At 33.3% G+C, this 23,431-nt stretch carries 21 protein-coding genes; 7 read left to right on the top strand and 14 right to left on the bottom strand.

Annotated features, from left to right (window positions below):
• Positions 1-480 precede the first annotated feature (480 nt).
• From I3217_RS11905 to I3217_RS11860, 10 genes are all read right to left on the bottom strand, one after another.
• On the bottom strand, positions 481-1,128 hold the full coding sequence (locus I3217_RS11905; protein ID WP_435049983.1) for a DUF2290 domain-containing protein: 648 nt from the start codon (positions 1,126-1,128) through the stop codon (positions 481-483).
• Entirely contained in the window at positions 1,128-3,248 is a 2,121-nt protein-coding gene (locus I3217_RS11900) for a DEAD/DEAH box helicase (protein ID WP_435049982.1), read from the bottom strand. Before I3217_RS11900 ends, I3217_RS11905 begins: the two co-directional genes overlap by 1 nt.
• Before the next feature lie 345 nt (positions 3,249-3,593).
• Positions 3,594-4,019 carry a hypothetical protein gene (locus I3217_RS11895; RefSeq protein ID WP_435049981.1) on the bottom strand — a complete coding sequence of 142 codons (426 nt, stop codon included), beginning with the start codon at positions 4,017-4,019 and terminating at the stop codon, positions 3,594-3,596.
• A 344-nt stretch (positions 4,020-4,363) separates the two neighbouring features.
• A complete protein-coding gene (locus tag I3217_RS11890; protein WP_435049980.1) occupies positions 4,364-4,990 on the bottom strand; it encodes a DUF6371 domain-containing protein in 627 nt (208 codons plus the stop codon).
• Positions 4,991-5,437: 447 nt separating this feature from the next.
• On the bottom strand, positions 5,438-6,712 hold the full coding sequence (locus I3217_RS11885; protein WP_435049979.1) for a DUF3987 domain-containing protein: 1,275 nt from the start codon (positions 6,710-6,712) through the stop codon (positions 5,438-5,440).
• 8 nt (positions 6,713-6,720) lie between these two features.
• Positions 6,721-7,245, bottom strand: a complete 525-nt coding sequence (locus tag I3217_RS11880; RefSeq protein ID WP_435049978.1) for a hypothetical protein — start codon at positions 7,243-7,245, stop codon at positions 6,721-6,723.
• A gap of 3 nt (positions 7,246-7,248) precedes the next feature.
• Positions 7,249-7,530, bottom strand: coding sequence for a helix-turn-helix domain-containing protein (locus I3217_RS11875; protein ID WP_435049977.1), 282 nt, complete (start codon positions 7,528-7,530; stop codon positions 7,249-7,251).
• 137 nt (positions 7,531-7,667) lie between these two features.
• The gene (locus I3217_RS11870) at positions 7,668-8,585 is read right to left on the bottom strand and encodes a hypothetical protein (RefSeq protein ID WP_435049976.1); all 918 of its coding nucleotides are present in this window, start codon (positions 8,583-8,585) and stop codon (positions 7,668-7,670) included.
• Between the two features lie 8 nt (positions 8,586-8,593).
• Complete coding sequence (locus I3217_RS11865) at positions 8,594-9,673, bottom strand: tyrosine-type recombinase/integrase (RefSeq protein WP_435049975.1); 1,080 nt, start codon at positions 9,671-9,673, stop codon at positions 8,594-8,596.
• Between the two features lie 756 nt (positions 9,674-10,429).
• Positions 10,430-11,137 (bottom strand): hypothetical protein, encoded by a 708-nt coding sequence (locus tag I3217_RS11860; protein WP_435049974.1) that lies wholly within the window; start codon positions 11,135-11,137, stop codon positions 10,430-10,432.
• Positions 11,138-11,582: 445 nt separating this feature from the next.
• On the opposite strand from I3217_RS11860, the gene I3217_RS11855 reads away from it, so the two are divergent.
• From I3217_RS11855 to I3217_RS11840, 4 genes are all read left to right on the top strand, one after another.
• Positions 11,583-12,002, top strand: coding sequence for a DUF2147 domain-containing protein (locus tag I3217_RS11855; RefSeq protein WP_435049973.1), 420 nt, complete (start codon positions 11,583-11,585; stop codon positions 12,000-12,002).
• Between the two features lie 148 nt (positions 12,003-12,150).
• On the top strand, positions 12,151-12,738 hold the full coding sequence (locus tag I3217_RS11850) for a HupE/UreJ family protein (RefSeq protein ID WP_435049972.1): 588 nt from the start codon (positions 12,151-12,153) through the stop codon (positions 12,736-12,738).
• Positions 12,739-12,897: 159 nt separating this feature from the next.
• Positions 12,898-13,329, top strand: coding sequence for a deoxycytidylate deaminase (locus I3217_RS11845; RefSeq protein ID WP_435049971.1), 432 nt, complete (start codon positions 12,898-12,900; stop codon positions 13,327-13,329).
• On the top strand, positions 13,329-14,930 hold the full coding sequence (locus I3217_RS11840) for a S41 family peptidase (protein WP_435049970.1): 1,602 nt from the start codon (positions 13,329-13,331) through the stop codon (positions 14,928-14,930). The genes I3217_RS11845 and I3217_RS11840 overlap by 1 nt, the downstream gene beginning before the upstream one ends.
• Before the next feature lie 55 nt (positions 14,931-14,985).
• On the opposite strand, the gene I3217_RS11835 is transcribed toward I3217_RS11840, so the two are convergent.
• Positions 14,986-15,189: a hypothetical protein gene (locus tag I3217_RS11835; RefSeq protein WP_435049969.1), complete on the bottom strand. Its 204-nt coding sequence runs from the start codon at positions 15,187-15,189 to the stop codon at positions 14,986-14,988.
• Position 15,190: 1 nt separating this feature from the next.
• On the bottom strand, positions 15,191-15,772 hold the full coding sequence (locus tag I3217_RS11830) for a MarC family protein (protein WP_435050309.1): 582 nt from the start codon (positions 15,770-15,772) through the stop codon (positions 15,191-15,193).
• A 90-nt stretch (positions 15,773-15,862) separates the two neighbouring features.
• On the opposite strand from I3217_RS11830, the gene I3217_RS11825 reads away from it, so the two are divergent.
• Entirely contained in the window at positions 15,863-16,429 is a 567-nt protein-coding gene (locus tag I3217_RS11825) for a DUF3109 family protein (protein WP_435049968.1), read from the top strand.
• 1 nt (position 16,430) lies between these two features.
• Here the strand turns inward: I3217_RS11825 and I3217_RS11820 are convergent, their stop codons facing one another.
• Positions 16,431-18,422, bottom strand: a complete 1,992-nt coding sequence (locus I3217_RS11820) for a tetratricopeptide repeat protein (protein ID WP_435049967.1) — start codon at positions 18,420-18,422, stop codon at positions 16,431-16,433.
• A gap of 2 nt (positions 18,423-18,424) precedes the next feature.
• The gene (locus I3217_RS11815) at positions 18,425-19,159 is read right to left on the bottom strand and encodes a LytR/AlgR family response regulator transcription factor (protein ID WP_435049966.1); all 735 of its coding nucleotides are present in this window, start codon (positions 19,157-19,159) and stop codon (positions 18,425-18,427) included.
• Between the two features lie 618 nt (positions 19,160-19,777).
• Between I3217_RS11815 and I3217_RS11810 the strand changes: the two genes are divergently transcribed.
• Both I3217_RS11810 and I3217_RS11805 read left to right on the top strand, forming a co-directional pair.
• Positions 19,778-20,758 carry a ribonucleotide-diphosphate reductase subunit beta gene (locus I3217_RS11810; protein WP_435049965.1) on the top strand — a complete coding sequence of 327 codons (981 nt, stop codon included), beginning with the start codon at positions 19,778-19,780 and terminating at the stop codon, positions 20,756-20,758.
• Between the two features lie 112 nt (positions 20,759-20,870).
• Entirely contained in the window at positions 20,871-23,363 is a 2,493-nt protein-coding gene (locus tag I3217_RS11805) for a ribonucleoside-diphosphate reductase subunit alpha (protein ID WP_435049964.1), read from the top strand.
• The last annotated feature ends 68 nt before the right edge of the window (positions 23,364-23,431 follow it).

Raw genomic sequence — 23,431 nt, 5'->3', positions numbered from 1 at the left:
GGTTTATATGATGTTACAAAAGTAGTTAATTATTTTGTACGTGCGATAAAATGTAACATCTGTTTAACGGTAGAAACATGTATTATAACGATTCTGTTTGGTTATTTTTACTGGTGCTAAAAAGAAAAAGGTGTTTCATTTGATATGGAAATATTGCTTGAAAGTGCAGGAGTGTTGGAGAATATAGTACTCGTTAGTCTCTCCATTTTAGTGCAAAAAAATAGATTTGTAGGCTCAATCTAAATTCTAATTCGACAGAAATTTTGATAAATTTCGGTATATATACTATTGATTATTAGTCTTACAATTATAGCCTTACCTGCAAAAAAAAAGCTTCGTAAAATCACTTTGTTTACTAGATAGATTATTTCTGTATGAATCAATTAAAGCCATTTTCTAAGGTTCTATTTAATTTTGAAGAACTGGACTAGTGCTTTTCATAGGAGCTGGTCTTGTGTGTAGTATAGTTTTGAAAACTTCTTAGGAAATTGACAAATGCAAAATCTCTCTTTCCAAATCATGAATGCAATAATCAAAATGATTAGTCTTATCAAATGAGAGTTTTTCAGAAAATTTATTCCTAGCGGTATTGTAAAAATTCCTTAAAATGAAATCTATAAAAATAAAAGGAGTTATAGGTTTATATAGAGGTATTCTGCAATTTTTATACTGTCCAATAGTTAGATGTGAGCAAGGATGATGTATTACTTCATGATTAGAAGGGTCAAAATCGAATCTTATAGGTGTAGTAATGATGTTTTTTTGAATAATATCCGCGTAGATTTCGTCTATTTCATATAGTTCACTATTATTTTGAAATTCCTCCAAACTTGGAGATGGAAAAAAAGCTAAACGATATTTTTTTAAATTCTCATATTTATCAAAGTAATACATCATTTGAATGAGTGCTCCATCTATTAATTTGACGTTATAATTTTTGCCGTCTCTTAGAATATAATAAATGTCCGAATAAGGAATATTTCTTAAGGAAATAGAAATATCATTATTTCCAGAGATATAAATCAAGCCGTCTTTTTCCGCCGGAAAATTTTGTTCTTCAGATAAATTAACTTCTATTAAATTAGAGGTAACCTCATTGATTTGTTTTATAATCTCAGCCCTCGTCATTACAAAAGGTTTCTCAGCTGATTAAGAAGCTCTTGTGGGATATCTTCTTTATGAATTTTACCTTCACTCAAATCCTTTAATAGGTCACCTAAATTTTGCTGATTCTTCTGAATCCTGTTTTTCTCCTGTTCAGACATATCTCTGTTTACAATGTTCATATGCTTTCGCTCTTCTTCCGTCGGATATTTAAATGATAAGGCAAAGTTATTCTCTTTAACTTTTTCAAACTCATTTTTTAATCCGACCATTTCTTCACCATATCCGCAAACTCTGACCCAGGCTTTACTTCTAGTCATTGCTGTAAATAAGATGTTTCTTTTTTTGGCAAGTTCAACTCCTTCAAAACAATATTGTGAGTTTATAATATATACCATTGCAGCTTCATTACCCTTAGCTCTGTAAATTCCAGTAAATGTGATGGTATCTTGATTATAAAATATATCAGGGGAATCGGTTACTCCCGCCAAACTAGAGTTGATCCCTTTATCATATAACTTTTTTCTAAAAGCGCCTACAAGCGATTTAGTAGTTAATGGGTTAGGGTTGATAACCATTATATCGTCTAATCTTAGTTCTTCCTCATTAATATTCTTTACTATCTCATCAACAACGTAATCAACTTGATTTTGATTATTTTCAAAAACTTCAAACTTTAGTAAATCATCCACTGGCGAATGGTTTGAAAGGAAGTCTGGACTAGTTTCACTATTTCTTTTTAATTTAACTTGTTTTCCTTCTTCTAATTGACCTTCTAAAACATTATAACCGATATCATTCCATAATTCGGAATTCTCAAACATTTGTACTAAACCTGAGTCTCTATAAACCCCAAAACCAAGAGCATGTGCGGTTGTCAAAATCTCTAAAGAATTTCTATAACATTTGTAAAGAATTATATCCTGTTTTGGTTGATTTTCCTCATTAACTAATTTCACTAATGGTTCGCCAATTGGGTCATTACCAAAAATCTCTTCCGGTGACGCCATTGTTTTAGTGTTTAAACTTTGTAGTTCATCATAAGCATAAACAAGCCTTTTTGGGTCTCCCAAAATATTGTAGCAAATCTTTAAAAAATCCCTAGAAAAATCTTGAGCTTCATCAACAACAATTAGGTCATATTTCTTCCTGAATTCTGGGATATCACTAAGAGCCTTCTCACAGACCTTGTCAAATTCTTTACCATAAATTGAGGTTAAACTTTTTGAAGCTTTAAAGTCGTAGAATTCAATGTTATATTCCTTACATAGATTAAAATATATTCCCTCAGAGGAAGGAGTACCCCAAGCATGAATAATATCAATATTATCCCAATTAGGTTCTTCGTTTAAATGTTCATAACTGAATAAGGTTATATATTTTTTAAACTGATCTTTTAACGATCTGGTATTAAAAGTGACTGCTATTTTCCAATTTGAATTTTTAGCATGTAGATAAGCAACTTTTAAAGCTAAGATTATTGTCTTTCCAGATCCAGCTAAACCTCTTATTCTTTGAACTCCTTCTACAGTTTCAATAACAGCTGAGCTTTGCTGACTATCTAAGTTAGCAATTGAATCTTCAAGTTTTTTAAGCCTACTTCCTTTAGATGAATCTTTCTTTAAATATTCTCTCGATTTATTTTTTCTAATAGAAGTTATCGATTGAAGAACTGAAAGAATTTTTTCGTAATAAGTAGAATCTTCAGAATCCAACGATTCAATATACTCTCTCATTGATGCATCATTTATGACACAATCATAATCTTTGTCTATTTGATTAACGTTTTTCCAAGCAGGGGCATATGTTACTGTTTTAATATCTATTGCAAGTTTTCTTTTCTTCGTTAAACTTGTATGTTGAAGTAATTTAGATGCTAATTTTGTGTAGTTTTCATCTTGAATTTCAGTATAATTTAGAGAATTATCAGTTCCCTCGATAATATTAAAAACCACCAAACCTGTTTCTTTAGTCAATAAAAGTGCGTCAATTTGAAAACCTCCTTGAGAAGTACCAATTATTGGATATCCGATGTATAATGTACCTTCAAATTTTGATTTAATTGGTTCGAAGAAATTTATAAGTTGTTTTGAAGATTCGGGTTTATTTTTTATGTCCCCTCTTACAATATTTAATTGACTCATTTATGACTTAAGTTTACTTTCAAGACAAAAATAGAGAATAAATATTGATACCAAATAATTATCTACTCTATTACACACAACGGTTTTGTGTATGATGTCGTTGCGTGGTTAAGCAACTAATTTTAGCAAATAAAAGCCGAATAGAAAATCCGCGAGGATTTTCGTAAGCAAGCCTAAACTAGCAATGCATTATACAGTACTTTGTTGCCACACGTTTTTTTGTTCAGATTGTTAATTTTCAATTCCGATACATTTATTTAATCGAATATTTATTAAGCAAAATGGCTCAATTTCTAGTATATTTCTTTTTTATAGTCGGAACATTAGATTTGATAAAATATCTTGTTACCTGTCAATAAAATATTTCGTTATGAATCCAATTATAAAAGTTATAACCGCAATTACCCAACGAAATCTTATGTCCCAATTATTTAATCTTAAATTATCTATAGTCAACCCTCTTATTTGTTTTTCTAATTTTTCTTTTATTAGATGTTCATCTTTATCAATCGAAATTTTGGTTAGTCCGCCATTTTTTAAAAAGGTCGAAATTCCGTCTTCTGGAATAACAATAGTAAAAGGGTCATTGTATGTAGGGCTATTTAATATGATAATTCCTTTTTGTTCAAGAATTCTACAAACAACAATAGCTTCATCTCGGTCATTGAAAAAATCATACACTTTTTGTCTTTCCAAAGCTCCGTTCGAAAGTAGCTTTTTTAGAAATTCATCACCCTTTAGGGATTGTTCTTTGGTCAGCTCTATGTTCATTTCTCAAATGTGTGGTAACGCATGTATAAACAAACAGATGTGTTTATTTCTAAAATATATGCAGTTCCAAAATAGAAAAAAAACTTACATGTTGAAGTATTTTGGTATAAGAATCTATAATAAAATGATGTTTAATTATTATCTATTCTTAAACGGTTGTATTTTTAATTATAGCGCATTTGAACATGCATAAACTACCACACCAATACCACAACAATATACCAAAGCAGGAGAAAAATGACTAAAAACATCAATCAAAATTTGAAACTGCAGTACAGTTGGTGTAGCAAAAAAAAAACACTATCAGATCACTACCTCTTTTGGAATGTAATTAATATTCTGTCTTAATGAAATATCCGAAAGAAATCTTCTAAGTCACAATTATACCATCCTTCATCTTTCAATTGATCATCAGTTTTACCATTAGTCATATCCCAAATTTTAGCATCAATGTCAATGCTTTTTAAATAATCAATTTTGTTTTCCATTATTGAAACGGCATTTCTACTCATATCAGGAATAATGGTAATCTGGTTGCCTATTAACACTTTTAATTTTTCGTCTGTCAGACCATTTATGCCTCCATATGCCAACCAATTATATTGAGGTAGTCTAATAGCGCATACTATAGCCGTTTTTTCACTCTCTACTAAAATTATTGGTTTGCTATAATGTTCTTTTGATCCTAATAGGTGCTCTCCAAATAAGCAACTATAATAACCATCCTCATTTTTATATGGCACTTTAAATTTGTTAGTTCGTTTTCCATTGGTGTCGTAAAAAGAAACTTTTGCTTTTTGGGCTTTGCCATATACGTTAATATACCAGAAAATTGTGCCGTTGTGTTTGCTCGTGCCAATGTGGTACAGTTCTTTTACTATTTCAGTTTCTGTATTACCATATGTACTACGTAAGTATTTTAATAATGGGTTTTCAATTGGGTGGTTGCAGAATTTTGCAACTAGACTCATGTCAATATACTTGTGAGGGGGTCTTTTTTGGTCACAATTGGCTTTTTTGCTGGAAGACAGTTGTGATACATTTTCGTGGTACAAATGTGATACAGTAGGTTCAAATTTATTATTTAAGTCATTCCAGATGTATTCATTTCCTGAATCATCTTTATATAATGTGGGTGGTAGTGAAATTTCACCACAAGAATGACAATATCCGTAATTGTTAGGGAGATTTTTATAGTTTACAAATTTGCCATCCTTATTATGCTTATTGCAGCAAGGCGTAATGAGTTTCCTGTCTCTCTTGTTGTCGAATACTAATTGCAATTCTATTTTTTGAAACATATTATTTTTTTATTAGGCAACTGGCAACTCGAATGAATTTGATTTTCTAATATAACTAATTGATTGTTAGTTTTTAATAAGTGCTATATGAAAAGTTTCGAGTTGCCAGTTGCTATTTTAGTTTTTGTTCCATTTTTTACTAATTGTACCTTTATGTAGTCCAGTAACCTCTACAACCGCTTTTTGGGATGCATTGTTCTGTTTCGCCAGAGCAATAACCTCGTCTATAGCAATCTTTTTATCTTGAATATTAATATGCTGTTCTATAATATATTTAAAATTATGGAAGTAAAATTCATTTACCTGTATAGCAAGATTTACATCTTCCTTGGTTAAGGAAGATGCAAAAGTTGACTTTTTAGAATGTCTTATCATAAACAATACAACACACAATTTATAAACAGAGATTTGCATTTTAGACATGTACTCTTTAATTATTGGTTTTGCATGTATTTGTTTTTTAATAATACCTTGCAAGTAATTAAATAAAAGGACTTCGGCTTCTTTTGTGATTTCAATTCTGAACTGCTTTTTGGTCTCTTCTAGTTTTTCTGACTGTCGTTTATACTCCAATACATTTTTAATTGATTTTTGATAACCAATGGTGATGTCCTGTGAGATTTTACCAGCTGACAGTGTATTATTGCTTGTAAGCTTTAATGTAAACAAAAGCCGATCTATGAACCCACTTTCTAAATTCCCGTTAGAAAACAATTTATTTAAAAATTGATGCTGCAAGCCGCCTAACATGGATATATAAGTTTCGTTTATTCTAAAGCTTTCCGTAGTCTTTCTTGAAATATCTACATAGCCATTTGTATAGCCTTCCAATAAAAAGTTTCTCCACGCAATTCCGTCTCTACTACTTGGATTGGCCATTTTTTCAACAAGTGCAAATATCTCATCAATCATAAGTCCTACACCATTTGGGTTGTCCGAATGAACTTTATGTGCTGCCTCAATGGATGCGTTTTGAATTAAATTTTGTTTTCTAATTGCAGGGGTATCGTCTGCTTGACAACTTAATTCGTTTACATAATCATTATAATCGTTGTCATCACTATGTTTAAGAGGTTGTGTAGCAATCTTAATGGCTTCTGATTTTGCATCGCCACGACTCCCAATTATAGTAAAGTATAAATTACCGTAATTTTTATACCCAAAAACATCTAAGTAAAATGTTAAACCTATAGCAGAACTCATAGTAAACAGAATAGAGCTCAACATATACTCTTTAGGAATTCTTTTGTGAATAAAAGATTCATTAATAATAGATTTATATTCTGTAGGTAAGCAATCCAGAATTATACCGAGTTTATCCTTTGCTTTGTCAAAATCCGATAATATTAGGCTGTCTATTTTCTGTTTGATTTCTTTTGTATTGCTGTACATAACCCAAATTATTTGATGAATAATATTTTATTGTTTTCTTCATCAAATCGGATGCTGTACATAAACAATCTGAATTTTTCATAATCAAAGCCGTTTATTGTATTTGATACAAAGCTGAATTCACCGTCACACAACTCTTCATTCTCATGCTCTGAAACAACTAATTTAAGCTCTCTTAAAATTTTATTGAATTCAATAAGAATATCATCGTTAAATAATGGGTCTGTGTGCATTTCTAAAATTAATTCTATAAACTGTATGTACAGTTCTTCAGAATCCCAAATGTCTGGATTATACCTCTTATCATGAACCCAATTAACAAATTCAGTAAACGATAGTGATTGAACTAAACTAGGTTGTTGAGCAGGAACTACTTCAACTGTATTTTTATCTTTATGTTGAAGCCTATCCATGTATTCAGAAATAGCAAGTCTAACTATTTTTGAAAGAGGAATATCTTGTGAAATACTTAAAAGATCTAATTCTGCTTTTGTTTCTTGTGAAACACGAATGTTTAATTTTGTAGTATCCATGATTTAAAATCTTTTACGGTTAAATGAATACTTTGTTGCTTCGCGTTCCAACTCTTCCTGGGTTGATTGCCTGTTACGTAATAACCACTGATCTAACTCTTCTTTTCTAAAAAAAATTAATTTATTTTCTGGTTTGTAATATGGAATATTTTTAGCAGATGTATGCTTATACATTTTGCTTTTTGATATTCCTGTATAAATACAAGCTTCACTAAATGTTAATACTGTTTTTTGTAAATATTGGCTTTCCAATATTCTGTCTAGAACTTCTTTTATATGTTCCATAAATAAAAATTTGAAAATTTATAAATATGGAATAGCGCTATTCCTTGCTGTTAACAAGGGCAAAGAAAGGCAAGAAAAAAGGTTGGTTCGGGAAATCATTCATATGTGATTCAGATTCTATTCACATGTGAATGATATTACGGTTTCTTAACTTTTTTAATGCGGTTTAGAGTGTCTTCTACCATCTCCCACTCATCCTCAGAACATTGTTTTTTTGAATTGCTTATGTTATTACCAGTTATGAATTTGTCTGTTTGAGATTTGAATTTTTTTGATCTTTCTATTTTAGCAAGATTCATTTTATTAAAAATCTCGTTACTAAGCCTATAAAGAAGTTGGGAAGCTAATTTGGTTGAACATTTAAAATGTATTTCAGAGTTTTTCAATTGATAATCATGAATAAAGATATTTTCAAAGTCATCTTGAGAGGTAAAATCTTCATTTAAATATAATTCCGTAAAATGAAAGTATAATTTTTTAAAGGAATCTGAATATTCGCTTTTGATTTCAAAGTTTAATGGAGAGCGTTTGTCATCGATTTTAGATTCATTAGAGTTGTACAGTAATTTATGTAGCTCATTAAATCGCGGAATGTTTTCAGGGACTAAATTATAATTTAAGATTTCCAATTCCTCAAGTTTATTTAAGCTATATTCCATCCTGTGAATAGGGGAGTATTTACGAAAAATATTAACTATTAGTACTATAGCTTCATGGGTTGCAATATCTTTTAGTATATCATTGAAAGAATACTTTTTAGTTATAAGGAGTTGTTCAAAAGCAGGCAGTAGTTTTCTTGGTATTACTTCTAATACATGTTCTTCCTCGTAAAATGCGTATCTGTTTTGAAATATTAGAAATAAGGAAGAGAAATTGTCTTTTTTAACTTTTAAATTGTTTTTAGTGGTTTCAAAATCAGTTAGAATAGAATTATGAGCATTATCAAAAGACAAAAAATTGTTTTTATGTTCAATTAATTTAGATTTTATTTCTTTTTTGATTATCTGTTTTTGATTTTCAAATTCTGAAATATAGTATTGAATATGTTCGTTCATTTTTTTGTTTATATGTTAAGGGAAGGAAGATTGTCTACTGCATCATCTTTAAGATTATCAATGTAATTAAGGTACTTAATAGTGTTCCTTGTATTTGAGTGACCTAATGCATCTGCTACAGTTTTTAAATTCGCGCCATATTGAAGTAATTGTGTGGCAAAGGTATGTCTAGCACAATAAAATGTAATGTGTTTGTCAATTTCTGCTCGGTTAACCCAATTTTTAAGACATTTATTAATACCATTATCTGAAATGGTATTTCCGTTTTCTCCTATAAAATCAAAAATGAAATCTTCTTTTCTGGATTTTTTCCCTAAAAGATTTAATAAGGAATCTTTTAGTTTAATATCTACCTTCTGATCGGTTTTTTCTCTTCTTGTAGTTAATCTGTTATTCGCAATGTTTGCCCATTTTAACTTTTTGATTTCGGCATAACCTAAGCCAGTATAACAAGCAAATAAAAATGCTCTTTTTAATTCATTATTTCCACATGGTGTATTCGCTAAAGTTTGTATTTCATCTGTGGTGAGTACTTGTTTTTTTAGTTCGTCTGGATTACCTTTTTTCTGAAACTTAATTTTACTAGCAGGGTTTTCAGTAATTAGGCCCTGTATTTCTGCTTCTTTTAGGATTTTTTTGAATCTGGTAAAATAGTTGTGAGGTGTTACTCCTGTTAATCCAGAAACATCGTTTAAATAATCCATATACTTTAACATGATTGAATGGTTAATGTCGGTCAATCTTAGTTTTGGATTCTCAATAAATTTTTTAAACTGATTTAAGGTAGCTTGGATCATCCTTACATCCTTCTTTTTGTAATTAAGAATGAAGGCCTCTGCAAAATCAAAAAAGTTTACGTTTTTCTTGTATTTAGGTATAAACTTGTTATTTGAGGAAATTATGTCTAGTTCACGTTGGGAACGTATAACGTTAGCTAATTTTATTTTGTCTTCTTTTACAGATTTAGTATCTGTTGATTCGATTCTGAAATCTAGGAATTCATAAAAACGTTCTCCGTTTTGATAAATATCCAAATAAAATTTTGTAGCACCTTTGGCTAGTTTCCTTTTTCGAAGCTTTACACTCATACTTAAATTGTTTTTTTAAGGGTAAAAAATGAGTCACAAATCAGTAACAAATCAGTAACAAATCAGTAACAAAATTATGTAAAAGAAGGGAAAGGAAGGGAAAATGTTAATAAGTTTAATTTCTTAAAACCCCCGTAAACACTGGGGTTTTGAGTTGGGTTTAAATTTTTGGTAAAGTAAAAAAAGTACTCACCTTGAGTACTAAAGCCCTTGTTAATCGGTTGATTTTCAAGGGCTTTTCTTTTTTAATACCTTGATTTAGTCAACATCTAGTCAACATCTTTTGAAATGCTTTAAATTTCTGCTTTTTTTATTGTTCGGAAAACAGTTTTTATTGTCTTTAAATTTTCTGAAACATATTGCAATAAAATAATTGTTTAATGCGCGCGTTGTGACATGAATAAGATCTTTACTATTAACATTTCTGTATAACTTCGAAAACGAAGAAAATTTATTTTGAAGTACGAACGTCTTTGTTGCCCTCTTTTCTTATAGATTGGAGGTTGTTAGTTTATTACTGGATGAAACCCTTATATGAATTGCAGTTACCAACATTGATGTTGATTAAATAGGCTCTCTGGAATACTAAGGGGTTAATTTCGGGTGTTTTTTTGAAACTACGGTTTTTTATCCAGGGGTTGAAAGTGTTTAGTTATTTTATGTGTATAAATGTAAACACTTGTAAAATCGAAACGATACGCGCGCGCGAACAGATAACACAGAAGTTTTATTTATGGAATAATTCTGTAGTTGGTTTTATTTTAGTTTATAGGTTTCGTATTCCATGATTTTAATAGTTTCCCCAGTAGGTCTGTTTATCTCAATAGGGTATCCTTCATTATTATATTTATAGCTGTATTCGGCTCCTGAACTGGTTGAAGTAATATTGTTTTTTGTAACTGTGTGTATTTTTAAAATAGCACTATTGTAAATGTAGTGATATGGGTTTTTCTGGTCGTCATATTGGTAGGTTGTTGTATTTCCATTACGTATTAATGCTTCTACGTTACCGTTAGTATTATAAGTATAGTTGGACTCGCAACAAAATTTATCATCATTGTATTGCGTATCGCTTATTAGTTGGTTTAGGTTATTGTATTTGTATATATGTGTATATAAAATTCCGTTTTGATAACCGGAACTTTCGGTGATTAAGTCGTCTGAATAGGTGTAATAGAGGCTTTCGTTAACGATATCCTCATTATTTATGTAATTGTCTTGTCCTACTAATTTGTCGTCTTTATAAATGTATTTCTTTTTAGTGCTTAATCCTTCGTCTACTTCTTCGGATTCAATTAAAATATTAGCATTGTTGTAATACAGTGTAGTGACTTTGCCGTAACTATCTGTTATTGTTTTTAAGCGAATAGACGTGTTGTCAGATGTTTCTGGTGTGTCAGTGTCGTTATCAGATGAACAATTAAAAAGGCATAAGCCTAGAGCGATTAATACAAACTTTTTCATGGGGTATTTAGTTGGTTTATAAAAAGTCGGCTAATTTAATTGAATAATTAAGTTAACACTTTGATTTTAGGTGAAACTTATTTTATAAAGTAGATAGCGCATGCGAACAGATAACCGCAAAGTTTTAGTTTCAAGTGGATTGATTTATGCTTGAGGTGGTGAAGTGGTATCTTAGTTATTTGGGGTGGAGTTGGGAAAGGAAAACGAATTTTTTTAATGCACGAGTTTTGATTGACTAAAGGGTGAATTTAAATTTTTGACTTTTTTAATGTGGGTACTTTATTTTCGACGTTTCTTGACAGCAATAAATTAGTTTTTCCATGTGTGTGTAATGACTTCGGGAAAATCTTTAAATTTCCTATTTTAGACTGGATATAGAGATGAGTGAATATGTTGGTGATTTGAATAATTAAATTTTTATAAATTTGAGGCAAAACAAACTAAAATGAAACTACTATTTACACTTTTAATTACTGCTTTAAGTTTATGTTCTTACAGTCAAAATATCCTGGGGAAATGGGAGACCTTTGACGATAAAACCAAAGAGAAAAAAGCACTTGTTGAAATTTATAAAACCAACGACACTTATTTCGCAAAAATAGTCAATAAGTATGTCGGCGAGCGCGATTCCCGCTGTGAGAAGTGCGAAGGAGCAAAAAAAGACCAGCCTATTATTGGTCTTGTTATAATTGAAGGTATTAAAAAGGATGGCGACGAGTTTAATGACGGTACTATTCTGGATCCTGAATCCGGAGATGTTTATAGCTGTTACCTTAAACTGGTTGAGGAAAATAAGCTTAAGGTACGAGGGTATTTGGGACTGTCAATCTTGGGGCGTACGCAGTATTGGATTAGAAAGGAATAGTTTTATGCAGTTTCAAAATCAAAATTGATCTAAGATACTGAGGGTTTAGTCCATTTGTTTTTCTTCCGGGGTGTGTTTCTTTTTATTAAGTTTGCAGGCAGAATTTAAGTTATTAATGTCTTTCTGTAGACGCCCCTAAATCCCGGTTATGCTAGACGATTTTATGTTTTATGTGCAATATGGTGTAAATCACGTATTGGATATTAATGGTTACGATCATATTTTATTTTTAATGGTGTTAACAGTGCCTTATGTGTTTAAGGACTGGAAGCGTGTTTTAATACTGGTCTCTTTATTTACCCTGGGACATACAGCATCTTTGGTTTTGGCAGCTTACGATATTGTGAAAGTTAATGGCGCCCTGGTGGAGTTATTAATTCCGATTACCATTTTAATTATGGCTGTGTTCAATGTCTTTACAGCTGGAAAAAATACATCAAAAGGTATAGGGCTACTATTTATATCGGCTCTGTTTTTCGGAGTCGTTCACGGTTTAGGGTTTGCGAGAGAATTTCATTTGCTGGTAGGTAAGTCTTCTAATAAATTATTGCCACTTGCTGAGTTTGCTTTAGGTATAGAAATAGCTCAGGTTATAATAGTCTTTGTCGTACTGTTTTTAAGTTATGTTATGCAAACCGTGTTCAGGTTTTCAAAACGCGACTGGGTGCTTGTATTATCTTCAATAGTTATTGGACTAGTTATACCAATGATTCTCGATAATGAATTAGTACGTTAAACTGCAACATTTGTAAAAATTTTAACGGTTCGGCATTGTAATTAAATGGCGAACAGCCTATCTTCGTTATAAACTGATTTCGAAATATTTTAAGTCGTTAAAAATCTTCTGGTTCAAGGCGATTTAAAATTTTTCGAAGAAATACTTTAATCCCTTTTAATGCCTAAAAAGAAACAGCTTAAATACGATAAAGCTTATTTAAGAATTGCACAAGAGTGGGGGAAGTTATCCTACTGTAAACGTAAACAGGTTGGTGCCTTAATAGTAAAAGACCGGATGATAATTTCTGATGGTTATAATGGTACACCAACCGGATTCGAGAATTTTTGTGAAGATGAGGAAGGTTATACAAAATGGTATGTCTTGCATGCCGAAGCCAATGCCATATTAAAAGTTGCAGCTTCTACACAGTCCTGTAAGGGCGCTACCCTTTATATAACCTTGTCGCCCTGTAAAGAGTGTAGTAAATTGGTGCATCAGGCGGGAATTGTAAGAGTGGTGTATAGTAAAGAATATAAAGATGATTCTGGTTTAATTTTCTTAAAGAAGGCTGGAATAGAAATAGAACATATCGAAGATTTATCTGAATAATGGCTTTTAAAAAAAAATATTTACCCTTGGTTGTTGGTGCTGCAGTGGCGCTGGGAATTCTTATTGGGGGTAAATTAAATTTTGCCGACCATTCAGACCGTCTTTTTACCTCGAATAGTAATAAGGATAAACTTAATCGACTTATCGATTATATTAACTATGAGTATGTAGACGATGTTAATACCGATAGTATTGTAGATGTTACCGTAAATGGTATTCTGGAAAACCTGGATCCACACTCAGTGTATATTCCTAAAGAAGATATGGAAAGTGTGGCCGAGAGTATGAAAGGAGATTTTGTGGGTATCGGCGTGCATTTTTACACCTATAAAGATACGGTAACTGTAATACGTGCTGTAGAAAACGGCCCAAGCGATAAAGTAGGGATTCAGGGTGGAGACCGTATTATTTATGCCAACGGAGATTCTTTGTTTGGAAAACAGATTCATAATGTCGATATAGTAAATCGCCTAAAAGGTAATATTAATACTGATGTTAATTTGAAAGTGTATCGCAAGGACACCAATCAGATACTGGATTTTAAGGTTACCCGCGATGTTATTCCAATTAAGAGCGTAGACGCTAGTTATATGCTTACAAATACACTTGGGTATATTAAGATTAACAGATTTGCGGAATCAACATTTAAAGAGTTTAAAGTTGCGCTTACAGCCTTAAAGCGCAGTGGGGCTAAAGAGGTTGCTTTAGATTTAAGAGATAACCCGGGAGGGTTTCTGGCGATTGCAGAAGAAATTGCAGATGAGTTTTTAGAAGATAAAAAACTGATATTGTTTACTAAAAATAAGAGTGGAGCAATTGAGCGTAGTTATGCTACGAAACGTGGCGATTTTGAAGATGGTGAGGTGTATGTGTTAATCAATGAAAATTCGGCTTCAGCGAGTGAAATTGTTGCCGGGGCGCTTCAGGATAATGATAAAGGAACTATTGTTGGCCGCAGGTCTTATGGAAAAGGTCTGGTGCAACGCGAAATGGAATTGGGAGATGGTAGTGCAGTGCGTTTAACGGTGTCTCGGTATTACACGCCAACCGGGCGCTCAATTCAGCGTTCTTATAGTCATGGTAATAAAGATTACTACGATGAGTATTTCGAGAGGTTGGATAGTGGTGAATTGATGGATCCGAGTAAAATAAAAGTGTCAGATTCGTTAAAGTTTACCACGCCAAAAGGTAAGGTGGTGTATGGCGGTGGTGGCATTATTCCTGATGTTTTTGTGCCTCTGGATACCAACATGCAAAACGAAACCCTTGTGTTTTTAGAGGAACGAGGTTTTATTAGTTATTTTATCTTCGAAGAGTTGGAGCAGGATCGTCATTTATATGATAATTATACGCGCAAGGAATTTATTGATACTTTTGAAGTATCTGATGACTTAGTGTTGAAATTTCAGGATTATCTGAATATTAGAACGGAGTCTGTAATTACGTTTGTGGCTTATCACGAAGAAGTGAAACAATACTTAAAAGCAACGCTGGCCGATCAGTTATTTGGTAAAGGTGCTTTTACAGAGGTCTTCAATAAAAATGACGACATGATTAACGAAGTCGTTAAACTGAGCAACGATAAAAATTCCGGAAAATAAAATTTACCCGAGTTATTAGGTTTTATTAGCTTCAGAAGCCAGTAATCTAATGGGGTTATTTCTTGTTTTTGTGGCGCTCCTCAATACGTTTAGAGGTGTTTAGTATCAGTAATAACACTATAGCACAAAGCAAAGCCATAATGGTTATTAAGGCAACAATACTATCGTCTCCAAACGGATTATTAAAATCTATCTGAGTAATGTTAAAGGCTATTAATCCTAAGGCTATAACGGATAAAATTATGGTTAAAATCTTCATCTTAAATAAATAGTGCTTTAATGTTGTGAGCGAAAAGTTTAACGGCTATAGCAAGTAGTATAACGCCAAATACTTTTCGTATGATGTTTATTCCGTTTTGTCCAATAAAACGTTCTATCGTGGCAGAGGTTTTTAACACCCCGTAAATAATTATAACGTTTACTATAACGGCAACAATAATATTTTCAATTCTGAATTCAGCGCGTAGAGACAGTAAGGTCGTTAAGCTACCCGGACCGGCAATTAGCGGAAAAGCAAGTGGAAAGACAGATGCTGTCATAGCTGTATTTTCGTCTTCTTTATAAAGGGTAATACCTAAAATCATTTCCAGAGCAATAAAGAACAGGATAAATGAACCTGCTACGGCAAAACTGTTTACACCTATACCAATTAAGGATAAGATGTTTTTTCCCAGAAACAGGAATAAAATCATAATGATCCCTGCAATAATAGCAGCCTTTTCGCTTTGAATATGACCTACTTTTTTGCGTAAGTCAATAACAATAGGAATATTGCCAATAATATCTATTACGGCAAATAAAATCATAAAGGCAGTAAAAATTTCTTTAAAGTCTAATTGCATGACTTCTGGAGTTTTAATACGGGGCAAATGTAGTAGATTATAAATGATTAACGGTGCTAAATAAATAGAAAGTTTATCTATTTTTGTAGCATGTTTCAGTTAGGAAAAACCATAGTATCGGAAGAGATTATAGAAAAGGATTTTGTCTGTAATTTATCGGCTTGTAAAGGCGCATGTTGTATTGACGGGGATGCAGGAGCTCCGTTGGATGAAAATGAAGTTCAGATTTTAAAGGATATCTACCCTAAGGTAAAACCATTTCTCCGGGAGGAAGGTATAGCTGCTATTGCAGGGCAGGGAACCTCGATAGTTACTGAAGATGGTGAGTTTGAAACGCCCTTAATAGACGGGGCAGACTGCGCTTACGTTATTTTCGATAAAAAAGGAACGGCGCTATGTGCTATAGAAGAGGCTTATAATAAAGGTGAAATTGACTGGAAAAAACCGGTGTCCTGCCATTTATATCCTGTCCGTGTTAAAGATTTCACCGAATTTTCGGCTGTAAATTACGATCGCTGGCATATTTGCGATGACGCCTGTACTTTGGGTGCAGAATTGCAGGTGCCAATTTACAAATTTGTAAAAGAGGCCTTAATTAGAAAGTTTGGCGAAGATTGGTATACGGAGCTAGAAAAAGTGGCGGAAACGTATAAATAAATCAGGCTTTAGCTAATTTTGGTAAGGGTATATGTAAGGTTACTTTTGTGCCTTTAGGGCGTTGCTTGTCGTTATATAAATCTTCAATGTCGAAGGTGTAATTATTACCGTAGCGTTTGGAGAAATTGGCTAAACGGGCTTTGGTAATGGCTATACCTACGGATTTTCGTTTTAATACTTTTAGACTGTTTATTTTTGCCGATTCCTTACGGCCAATACCGTTGTCTTCTATACTTATAGTAATGTAATCCTTGCTGGGTTTAAAAACATGCAGGTCTATTTTCTTATCGTGTTTTTTAGAAGATAAACCGTGCCAGAGTGCGTTTTCTAAAAATGGCTGGAGGATTAAAGACGGTACTTTTATGTTAGATATGTTAATGCCGTCGTCTACTTTTATTTTAAAGTTTATTTCATTTTGAAACCGAATATTTTCAATATTGATATAAAGTCTCATCGTGTCCAGTTCTTCTTCGAGAGACATTTCTTTTTCGGTAGATGCTATTAAAATTTTACGGATAAGTTTAGAAAATTTATTGAGGTAGTAAACAGCCTTTTCTTTGTCGTTATTAATAATGTAGAGCTTAATGGAATTAAGGGAGTTAAAGATAAAGTGTGGATTCATCTGACTTCGTAACATATCCTGCTCTAGGGTAATAATCTGTTTTTCCTGTTTTACCTGTCGGTGTCGGATTATTATAATAATCATGGTGGTAAACAGGGAAATTAAAATGGCTGTGTACCAGAATAGTTTTTTGTTGCGTTCCAGTTTATTTTTTACAATTTCGTTTTCATCCGAAAGTTCTTTAATCTGATTATTCTTCGATTCGTGTTCGTATTGTATAATTAGGTCGTTAACATAATTAAGATTACGGTCGTTAGATACGCTGTCTTCGGTTAGTTTACTTTCTTTAAAATTTTCGTAGGCCGTTTTGTAATCGCCTGTTAAAGATTGTAATTCAGCAAGATGTAGAAGAGCGTCAGCTGTAAAGGTTTTAAACTGATATGCTCTGGAAAGTTGCAGGCCTGTCTTTAAATTTTTTTCAGCTTCAGTGTATTGTTTTAATTTTATTTGTGTGATCCCTGTAGTAAGATAGGTTTCGGTGATATAATACTGGTCGCCGGCTTTTAGAGCCGTTTCATGTGCTTCTTTTAGTAGGTTCAGAGCTTCTTCGTATTGTTCCTGTTTAATGTAAACATGAGCAATAGCATTGTCACAGATAACACGACCGATATCAGAATCCATTTGTTCGTTGTAATCCAGTGATATAAAGTAGTTTTCCAGGGCTTTGTTTAGAAGGCCTTTCATTTCCAGAGCATAGCCAATATTCTGGTAGTTTATAGCCAGTCCAAGTATGTTGTCGGCTTTTTTTTCTATTTCCAGAGAGCGTTCAAACTGTTTAAGAGCCAGGTCGTATTGCTCCAGAGTTAAGTAGATGTTCCCCATGCTATTTCTGGAAACGGCCATACTGTGTTCAAATTCCGGATCTGGATTCATTCTGAATTTTTCAGAAGCCAGATCGTAAGCTTTTTTATGGTAATCTAAAGCGGGTTTAATAAGATCCATGCGGCGATATACTACGCCTAGCATGTTTAGAGATATAACTTCTAATACATCGTTTTTAGCTGTAATAGCGGCTTCTTCTGCTTCGAGATAGGTGGTAATAGCTTTCTCGTACATGGTTTTGTTTCTGTAAATACTACCCAGGGCATTTAAAGCGAAGCTCTTTATGTCGAACGCGTTATTGGCATTGGCATGGTGTGCCAAATACTGCATTTTTGTACTGTCTTTTTTGTCTTTGTCGAATAGGTCTTCAAGTGTTTTGTAGTCTTTTTCTTTCTCAATGATGCTTTGACTTACACGGGATTCGAAGGCTTTATCGTTTGTAGAATACTGTGCGCGGAGTGGCTGAATAAGACAAATAAAAAGGCAAAAGCTAAATAAAATATAGCTTTTCGAAAGGGAAAATGACGGTTTATGAGGGAGCCGAGTCATAATTACAGTTTTTCCAGAAAATCTGATTTACGTTGTCTGGCTACAGGTATTTTATGGTTGGACTGCGTAATTACATAACCATCGTTTTTTATGTACTCTTTTATTTTGTTCAGGTTTACTATATATGAGTTGTGAATTCTGAAAAAATAATGTTCAGGTAGTATTGCATTTACTTCTTTAAGTTTTTTTGTAATTACAATTTTTTGTCCGTCGTTTAAAAATAAAGTACTGTAGTTGCCGTCCGATTCCACAAAAATAATATCCTCGGTTTCCACAAAAATTAATTTTCCATCGGTATTTATAGTTATGCGATGGTTGTTGAATTTTTCGTTGAACTCACTCAGAATCTGAGTGATGTTTTGTGTCTTCGTAGTTTTAGAGTTGAACTTTTTGATTTTTAATATCGTCTCTTTTAAATCGTCGGAGTCTATCGGTTTTAAAAGATAGTCAATAGCTTCATGTTTTATGGCTTTTATACCATATTCGTTGTAGGCTGTAGTGATAACCACTGCAAAATCGCGGTTATTAAGTTTGTCTAAAAATTGAAAACCATCCATAGTCGGCATTTGAATGTCCAGAAACAAACAGTCGGGCGGAGTGTTATTCAGGTAAATTATAGCATCTTCGGGAGAGGTAAAACTTTGTATTACTGTAATCTCGTTACTAAAATTATTCAGTTCCCAGGTTAGACCTTGAATGGCCTTTGGTTCATCATCTACAATAACAGCTTTTATCATAAAAATCGGCTAAATTGATATAAATATAACAGTTTATTGCTTATCTGTTAATGATAATTGGATTAAATTATTTTTTTAATAAAGGCAGTTTGCCAATTACACAATATTTATTGCCAACTATACATGTGTAATTGAATTTTTGTAAGAATTTATGATATTTGATACAAGTTTTTAAGGAAAAATATAAAGTTTCCTTTTTTAGAATAGAGCGCAATTATAACAGGATATAGAAAGTTAAGTTAACTACATTATTGTTAAGAATTTTTAGTTAGTTTAGTTAATTATTGGGGAAAAAGAGAGTTTTAAATAGACTCTCTTTTTTTATGCGCTGATTTAAGGTAGCATAGTTAAGTGTTGTGTTTTTTGTGTTTCTTAATTGATCTTCTTGGCTTTAAAAAAATGTAAACTTTTTTGTTTTTTTAAAAATGTAAATAACAGAATGTAAGTAGATTAAGTTTTAGTTTTTGTTCACTTTTTGTTGTGTTTTTGTTTTGTGTTGTTAAAAACTTTAATGCAATGTTGATAAGTAAGTCTTTCTTTTTCGAGGCTATTTTTCAATATTTGTTACTAACAATACTCAAAAATCATTCGTAATAATCAATAAAACACAGTGTATTCATGTCTCAAACTACAGAGCCTATTTTACAGGAGAACAAAGACCGATTTGTAATTTTTCCAATTCAACACCACGACATCTGGGAGTGGTATAAAAAATCTGAAGCCAGTTTCTGGACGGCCGAGGAAATCGACCTTCATCAGGATATCTCCGATTGGAGAGATAAATTAAATGATGACGAGCGTTATTTTATTAAACACATACTGGCGTTTTTCGCTGCAAGCGATGGTATCGTTAATGAAAATTTAGCTGAAAATTTCGTAAGTGAAGTGCAGTATAGCGAAGCCAAATTTTTCTACGGCTTTCAAATTATGATGGAGAATATCCATAGTGAAACTTATTCCTTGCTTATCGATACCTATGTAAAGGATGAAAAGGAAAAAGGTATACTTTTTAATGCCATCGAAAACTTTCCGGCGATTAAAAAGAAGGCAGACTGGGCTTTACGCTGGATAGAGTCTCCAAGTTTTGCAGAGCGTTTAATCGCTTTTGCTGCGGTAGAAGGTATTTTCTTTTCAGGAGCATTCTGTTCTTTGTTTTGGTTAAAAAAGCGTGGTTTAATGCCGGGGTTAACGTTTTCTAACGAATTAATTTCTCGCGATGAAGGCATGCATTGCGATTTTGCCGTGCATTTACATAATCACCATTTGGTAAACAAGGTTCCTAAATCCAGAATTACAGAAATTTTAGTTGATGCTTTAAATATAGAGCGTGAATTTATTACTGAATCATTACCTGTGAGTCTCATTGGTATGAATGCAGGTTTAATGACGCAGTATCTGGAATTCGTTACCGACAGACTTTTAAGTGAATTAGATTGCGATAAAGTGTACAACACCAGTAATCCTTTCGATTTTATGGATATGATTTCGCTACAGGGGAAAACTAATTTCTTTGAGAAACGGGTGTCCGAATATCAGAAGGCCGGTGTTTTAAACAAAGAGGAAGAAGAAGATAAATTTAATTTTGATGCCGATTTTTAGATCAGGGTCAGCATCATATCAGATAAAATACAATCAAAACGAAATAACCTTAATAACTAACCTTCGGTGTCGGTATGGCGTGTCGTGCACTGAATAAAACCTGTAAACTATTATGTATGTATTAAAACGAGATGGAAGAAAAGAACCTGTAATGTTCGATAAAATTACGGCCCGGGTGCGAAAGCTGTGTTACGGCTTAAACGAACTGGTAGATCCGGTAAAAGTGGCTATGCGAGTAATTGAAGGCTTGTATGATGGTGTAACAACCAGTGAGCTTGATAATCTGGCGGCCGAAATAGCGGCAACTTTAACTACTGCTCATCCCGATTATGCCCGATTGGCAGCAAGAATTTCCGTATCTAACTTACATAAAAACACCAAAAAATCGTTTAGCGATGTCATGCACGATATGTATACCTACATTAATCCGAGAACCGGGCAGGAAGCGCCTTTACTGGCGGATGACGTATATCAGGTGATTATGGAAAACAAAGAGCGTCTGGATTCCACAATTATATATAACAGGGATTTTGGGTACGATTATTTTGGTTTTAAAACTTTGGAGCGTTCTTATTTATTAAAAATAGATGGTAAGATAGCAGAGCGTCCGCAGCATATGTTAATGCGTGTGGCGATAGGTATTCATTTAAACGATCTGGATGCAGCGATAGAGACTTACGAGTTAATGTCGAAAAAATATTTTACACACGCCACGCCAACCTTGTTTAATGCCGGAACGCCAAAGCCGCAAATGTCGTCTTGTTTTCTTTTAACTATGAAAGATGATAGTATAGATGGTATTTACGATACGTTAAAGCAAACCGCTAAAATATCGCAGTCAGCCGGAGGTATTGGTTTGGCGATTCATAATGTACGTGCAACGGGTAGTTATATTTCGGGTACTAATGGTACTTCTAATGGCATTGTGCCAATGCTTCGAGTATTCAATGATACCGCGCGGTACGTGGATCAGGGAGGAGGAAAGCGTAAAGGAAGTTTTGCTATGTATATAGAAACCTGGCATGCCGATATTATGGATTTTCTGGATTTAAAGAAGAATCATGGAAAAGAAGAAATGCGTGCCCGCGATTTATTTTATGCCATGTGGATTTCAGATTTATTTATGAAACGCGTACAGGAAGACGGTCCTTGGACTTTAATGTGCCCAAATGAATGTCCTGGTCTGGATGAAGTACATAGTGATACTTTTGAAGCTTTATATGTAAAATATGAAACTGAGGGTAAAGGACGAAAAACGATTAAGGCAAGAGAGCTCTGGGAAAAAATACTGGAATCTCAGATAGAAACAGGAACGCCTTATATGTTGTATAAAGATGCTGCAAACCGAAAATCCAATCAGCAGAATTTAGGGACAATTCGTTCGTCTAACCTGTGTACCGAAATTCTGGAATACACCGCTCCCGATGAGGTTGCTGTTTGTAATTTGGCGTCTATTGCCCTACCAATGTTTATTAAAAACGGGGAATTCGATCATAAGGAACTGTTTAAAATTACAAAACGTGTCACTAAAAACTTAAATAAAGTTATTGATAGAAATTACTACCCTGTAATTGAAGCAGAAAATTCCAATATGCGTCACAGGCCTATTGGGTTAGGAGTTCAGGGGCTGGCGGATACCTTTATAAAATTAAGATTGCCGTTTACCAGTGATGAAGCCAAAAAGTTAAATCAGGACATATTTGAAACCTTGTATTTTGCTGCAGTTACGGCCAGTATGGAAATGGCTAAGGCCGAAGGGCCTTATAAGAGTTTTAAAGGGTCTCCTATAAGCAAAGGAGAATTTCAGTATAATTTATGGGGACTTAAAGATTCCGATTTGAGCGGTCTTTGGGACTGGGATAAATTGAGAAAAGACGTTATGGAGCATGGTGTTAGAAACTCGCTTTTAGTAGCGCCAATGCCGACGGCGTCTACCTCGCAGATTTTAGGTAATAACGAGTGTTTTGAACCCTATACTTCAAATATTTATACCAGACGTGTGTTGTCCGGAGAATTTATTGTGGTAAACAAGCATCTTTTGGAGGATCTGGTGGAATTGGGACTTTGGGATGAAGGTTTAAAACAGGATATCATGAGGGCTAATGGTTCTATTCAGGATATAGATGTAATACCGAAGGATATTAAAGATCTGTATAAAACGGTATGGGAACTTAGTATGAAAGATATTATAGATATGTCGCGTCAGCGCGGATATTTTATCGATCAGTCGCAGTCTTTAAATTTATTTATGGAGGGTGCTACTATGGCAAAACTTACCTCTATGCATTTTTACGCCTGGAAAAGTGGTTTAAAGACAGGAATGTATTACCTAAGAACCAAAAGTGCTGTAGATGCCATTAAATTCACACTGGATAATAAAAAGAAAGCAGCTCCGGTAGCTAAACCTTCAACAGAAACAGTTGGTAATGGAAAGGCTGAGATGGAACATAAAAAGGAACAGGCTGTAAAAACTGCCGAAAAATTCGCGAAAGAAACTTCGGAAAAGGAAATCAATGCAGAACCCTTAACGCCTGAAGAGATGAAGGCGTTAATAGCACAGGCTAAAGCATCGGAAGGCGATGATTGTTTAATGTGCGGTTCTTAATTGTATATATTTTAAGTGTTAAATGGTTGAGCCATCTCGATTGTGAGATGGCTTTTTTTCTGATTTAA

The organism is Formosa sp. S-31, from assembly GCF_051172795.1.
In the GTDB taxonomy this organism is placed as follows: Bacteria; Bacteroidota; Bacteroidia; order Flavobacteriales; family Flavobacteriaceae; genus Formosa.
The sequence above is the reverse complement of the archived record's forward strand: the minus strand, read 5'-3'. Positions and strand labels throughout refer to the sequence as shown.

Excerpts from the sequence above, each read along its gene's own strand:
- I3217_RS11860 (WP_435049974.1), bottom strand. The coding sequence starts at position 11,137 with ATGAAAAAGTTTGTATTAATCGCTCTAGGCTTATGCCTTTTTAATTGT.
- I3217_RS11855 (WP_435049973.1), top strand. The coding sequence starts at position 11,583 with ATGAAACTACTATTTACACTTTTAATTACTGCTTTAAGTTTATGTTCT.
- I3217_RS11830 (WP_435050309.1), bottom strand. The coding sequence starts at position 15,772 with ATGCAATTAGACTTTAAAGAAATTTTTACTGCCTTTATGATTTTATTT.
- I3217_RS11865 (WP_435049975.1), bottom strand. The coding sequence starts at position 9,673 with ATGAGTGTAAAGCTTCGAAAAAGGAAACTAGCCAAAGGTGCTACAAAA.
- I3217_RS11820 (WP_435049967.1), bottom strand. The coding sequence starts at position 18,422 with ATGACTCGGCTCCCTCATAAACCGTCATTTTCCCTTTCGAAAAGCTAT.
- I3217_RS11900 (WP_435049982.1), bottom strand. The coding sequence starts at position 3,248 with ATGAGTCAATTAAATATTGTAAGAGGGGACATAAAAAATAAACCCGAA.
- I3217_RS11870 (WP_435049976.1), bottom strand. The coding sequence starts at position 8,585 with ATGAACGAACATATTCAATACTATATTTCAGAATTTGAAAATCAAAAA.
- I3217_RS11835 (WP_435049969.1), bottom strand. The coding sequence starts at position 15,189 with ATGAAGATTTTAACCATAATTTTATCCGTTATAGCCTTAGGATTAATA.
- I3217_RS11890 (WP_435049980.1), bottom strand. The coding sequence starts at position 4,990 with ATGAGTCTAGTTGCAAAATTCTGCAACCACCCAATTGAAAACCCATTA.
- I3217_RS11895 (WP_435049981.1), bottom strand. The coding sequence starts at position 4,019 with ATGAACATAGAGCTGACCAAAGAACAATCCCTAAAGGGTGATGAATTT.
- I3217_RS11815 (WP_435049966.1), bottom strand. The coding sequence starts at position 19,159 with ATGATAAAAGCTGTTATTGTAGATGATGAACCAAAGGCCATTCAAGGT.
- I3217_RS11845 (WP_435049971.1), top strand. The coding sequence starts at position 12,898 with ATGCCTAAAAAGAAACAGCTTAAATACGATAAAGCTTATTTAAGAATT.
- I3217_RS11905 (WP_435049983.1), bottom strand. The coding sequence starts at position 1,128 with ATGACGAGGGCTGAGATTATAAAACAAATCAATGAGGTTACCTCTAAT.
- I3217_RS11810 (WP_435049965.1), top strand. The coding sequence starts at position 19,778 with ATGTCTCAAACTACAGAGCCTATTTTACAGGAGAACAAAGACCGATTT.
- I3217_RS11880 (WP_435049978.1), bottom strand. The coding sequence starts at position 7,245 with ATGGATACTACAAAATTAAACATTCGTGTTTCACAAGAAACAAAAGCA.
- I3217_RS11850 (WP_435049972.1), top strand. The coding sequence starts at position 12,151 with ATGCTAGACGATTTTATGTTTTATGTGCAATATGGTGTAAATCACGTA.
- I3217_RS11885 (WP_435049979.1), bottom strand. The coding sequence starts at position 6,712 with ATGTACAGCAATACAAAAGAAATCAAACAGAAAATAGACAGCCTAATA.
- I3217_RS11875 (WP_435049977.1), bottom strand. The coding sequence starts at position 7,530 with ATGGAACATATAAAAGAAGTTCTAGACAGAATATTGGAAAGCCAATAT.
- I3217_RS11805 (WP_435049964.1), top strand. The coding sequence starts at position 20,871 with ATGTATGTATTAAAACGAGATGGAAGAAAAGAACCTGTAATGTTCGAT.
- I3217_RS11825 (WP_435049968.1), top strand. The coding sequence starts at position 15,863 with ATGTTTCAGTTAGGAAAAACCATAGTATCGGAAGAGATTATAGAAAAG.
- I3217_RS11840 (WP_435049970.1), top strand. The coding sequence starts at position 13,329 with ATGGCTTTTAAAAAAAAATATTTACCCTTGGTTGTTGGTGCTGCAGTG.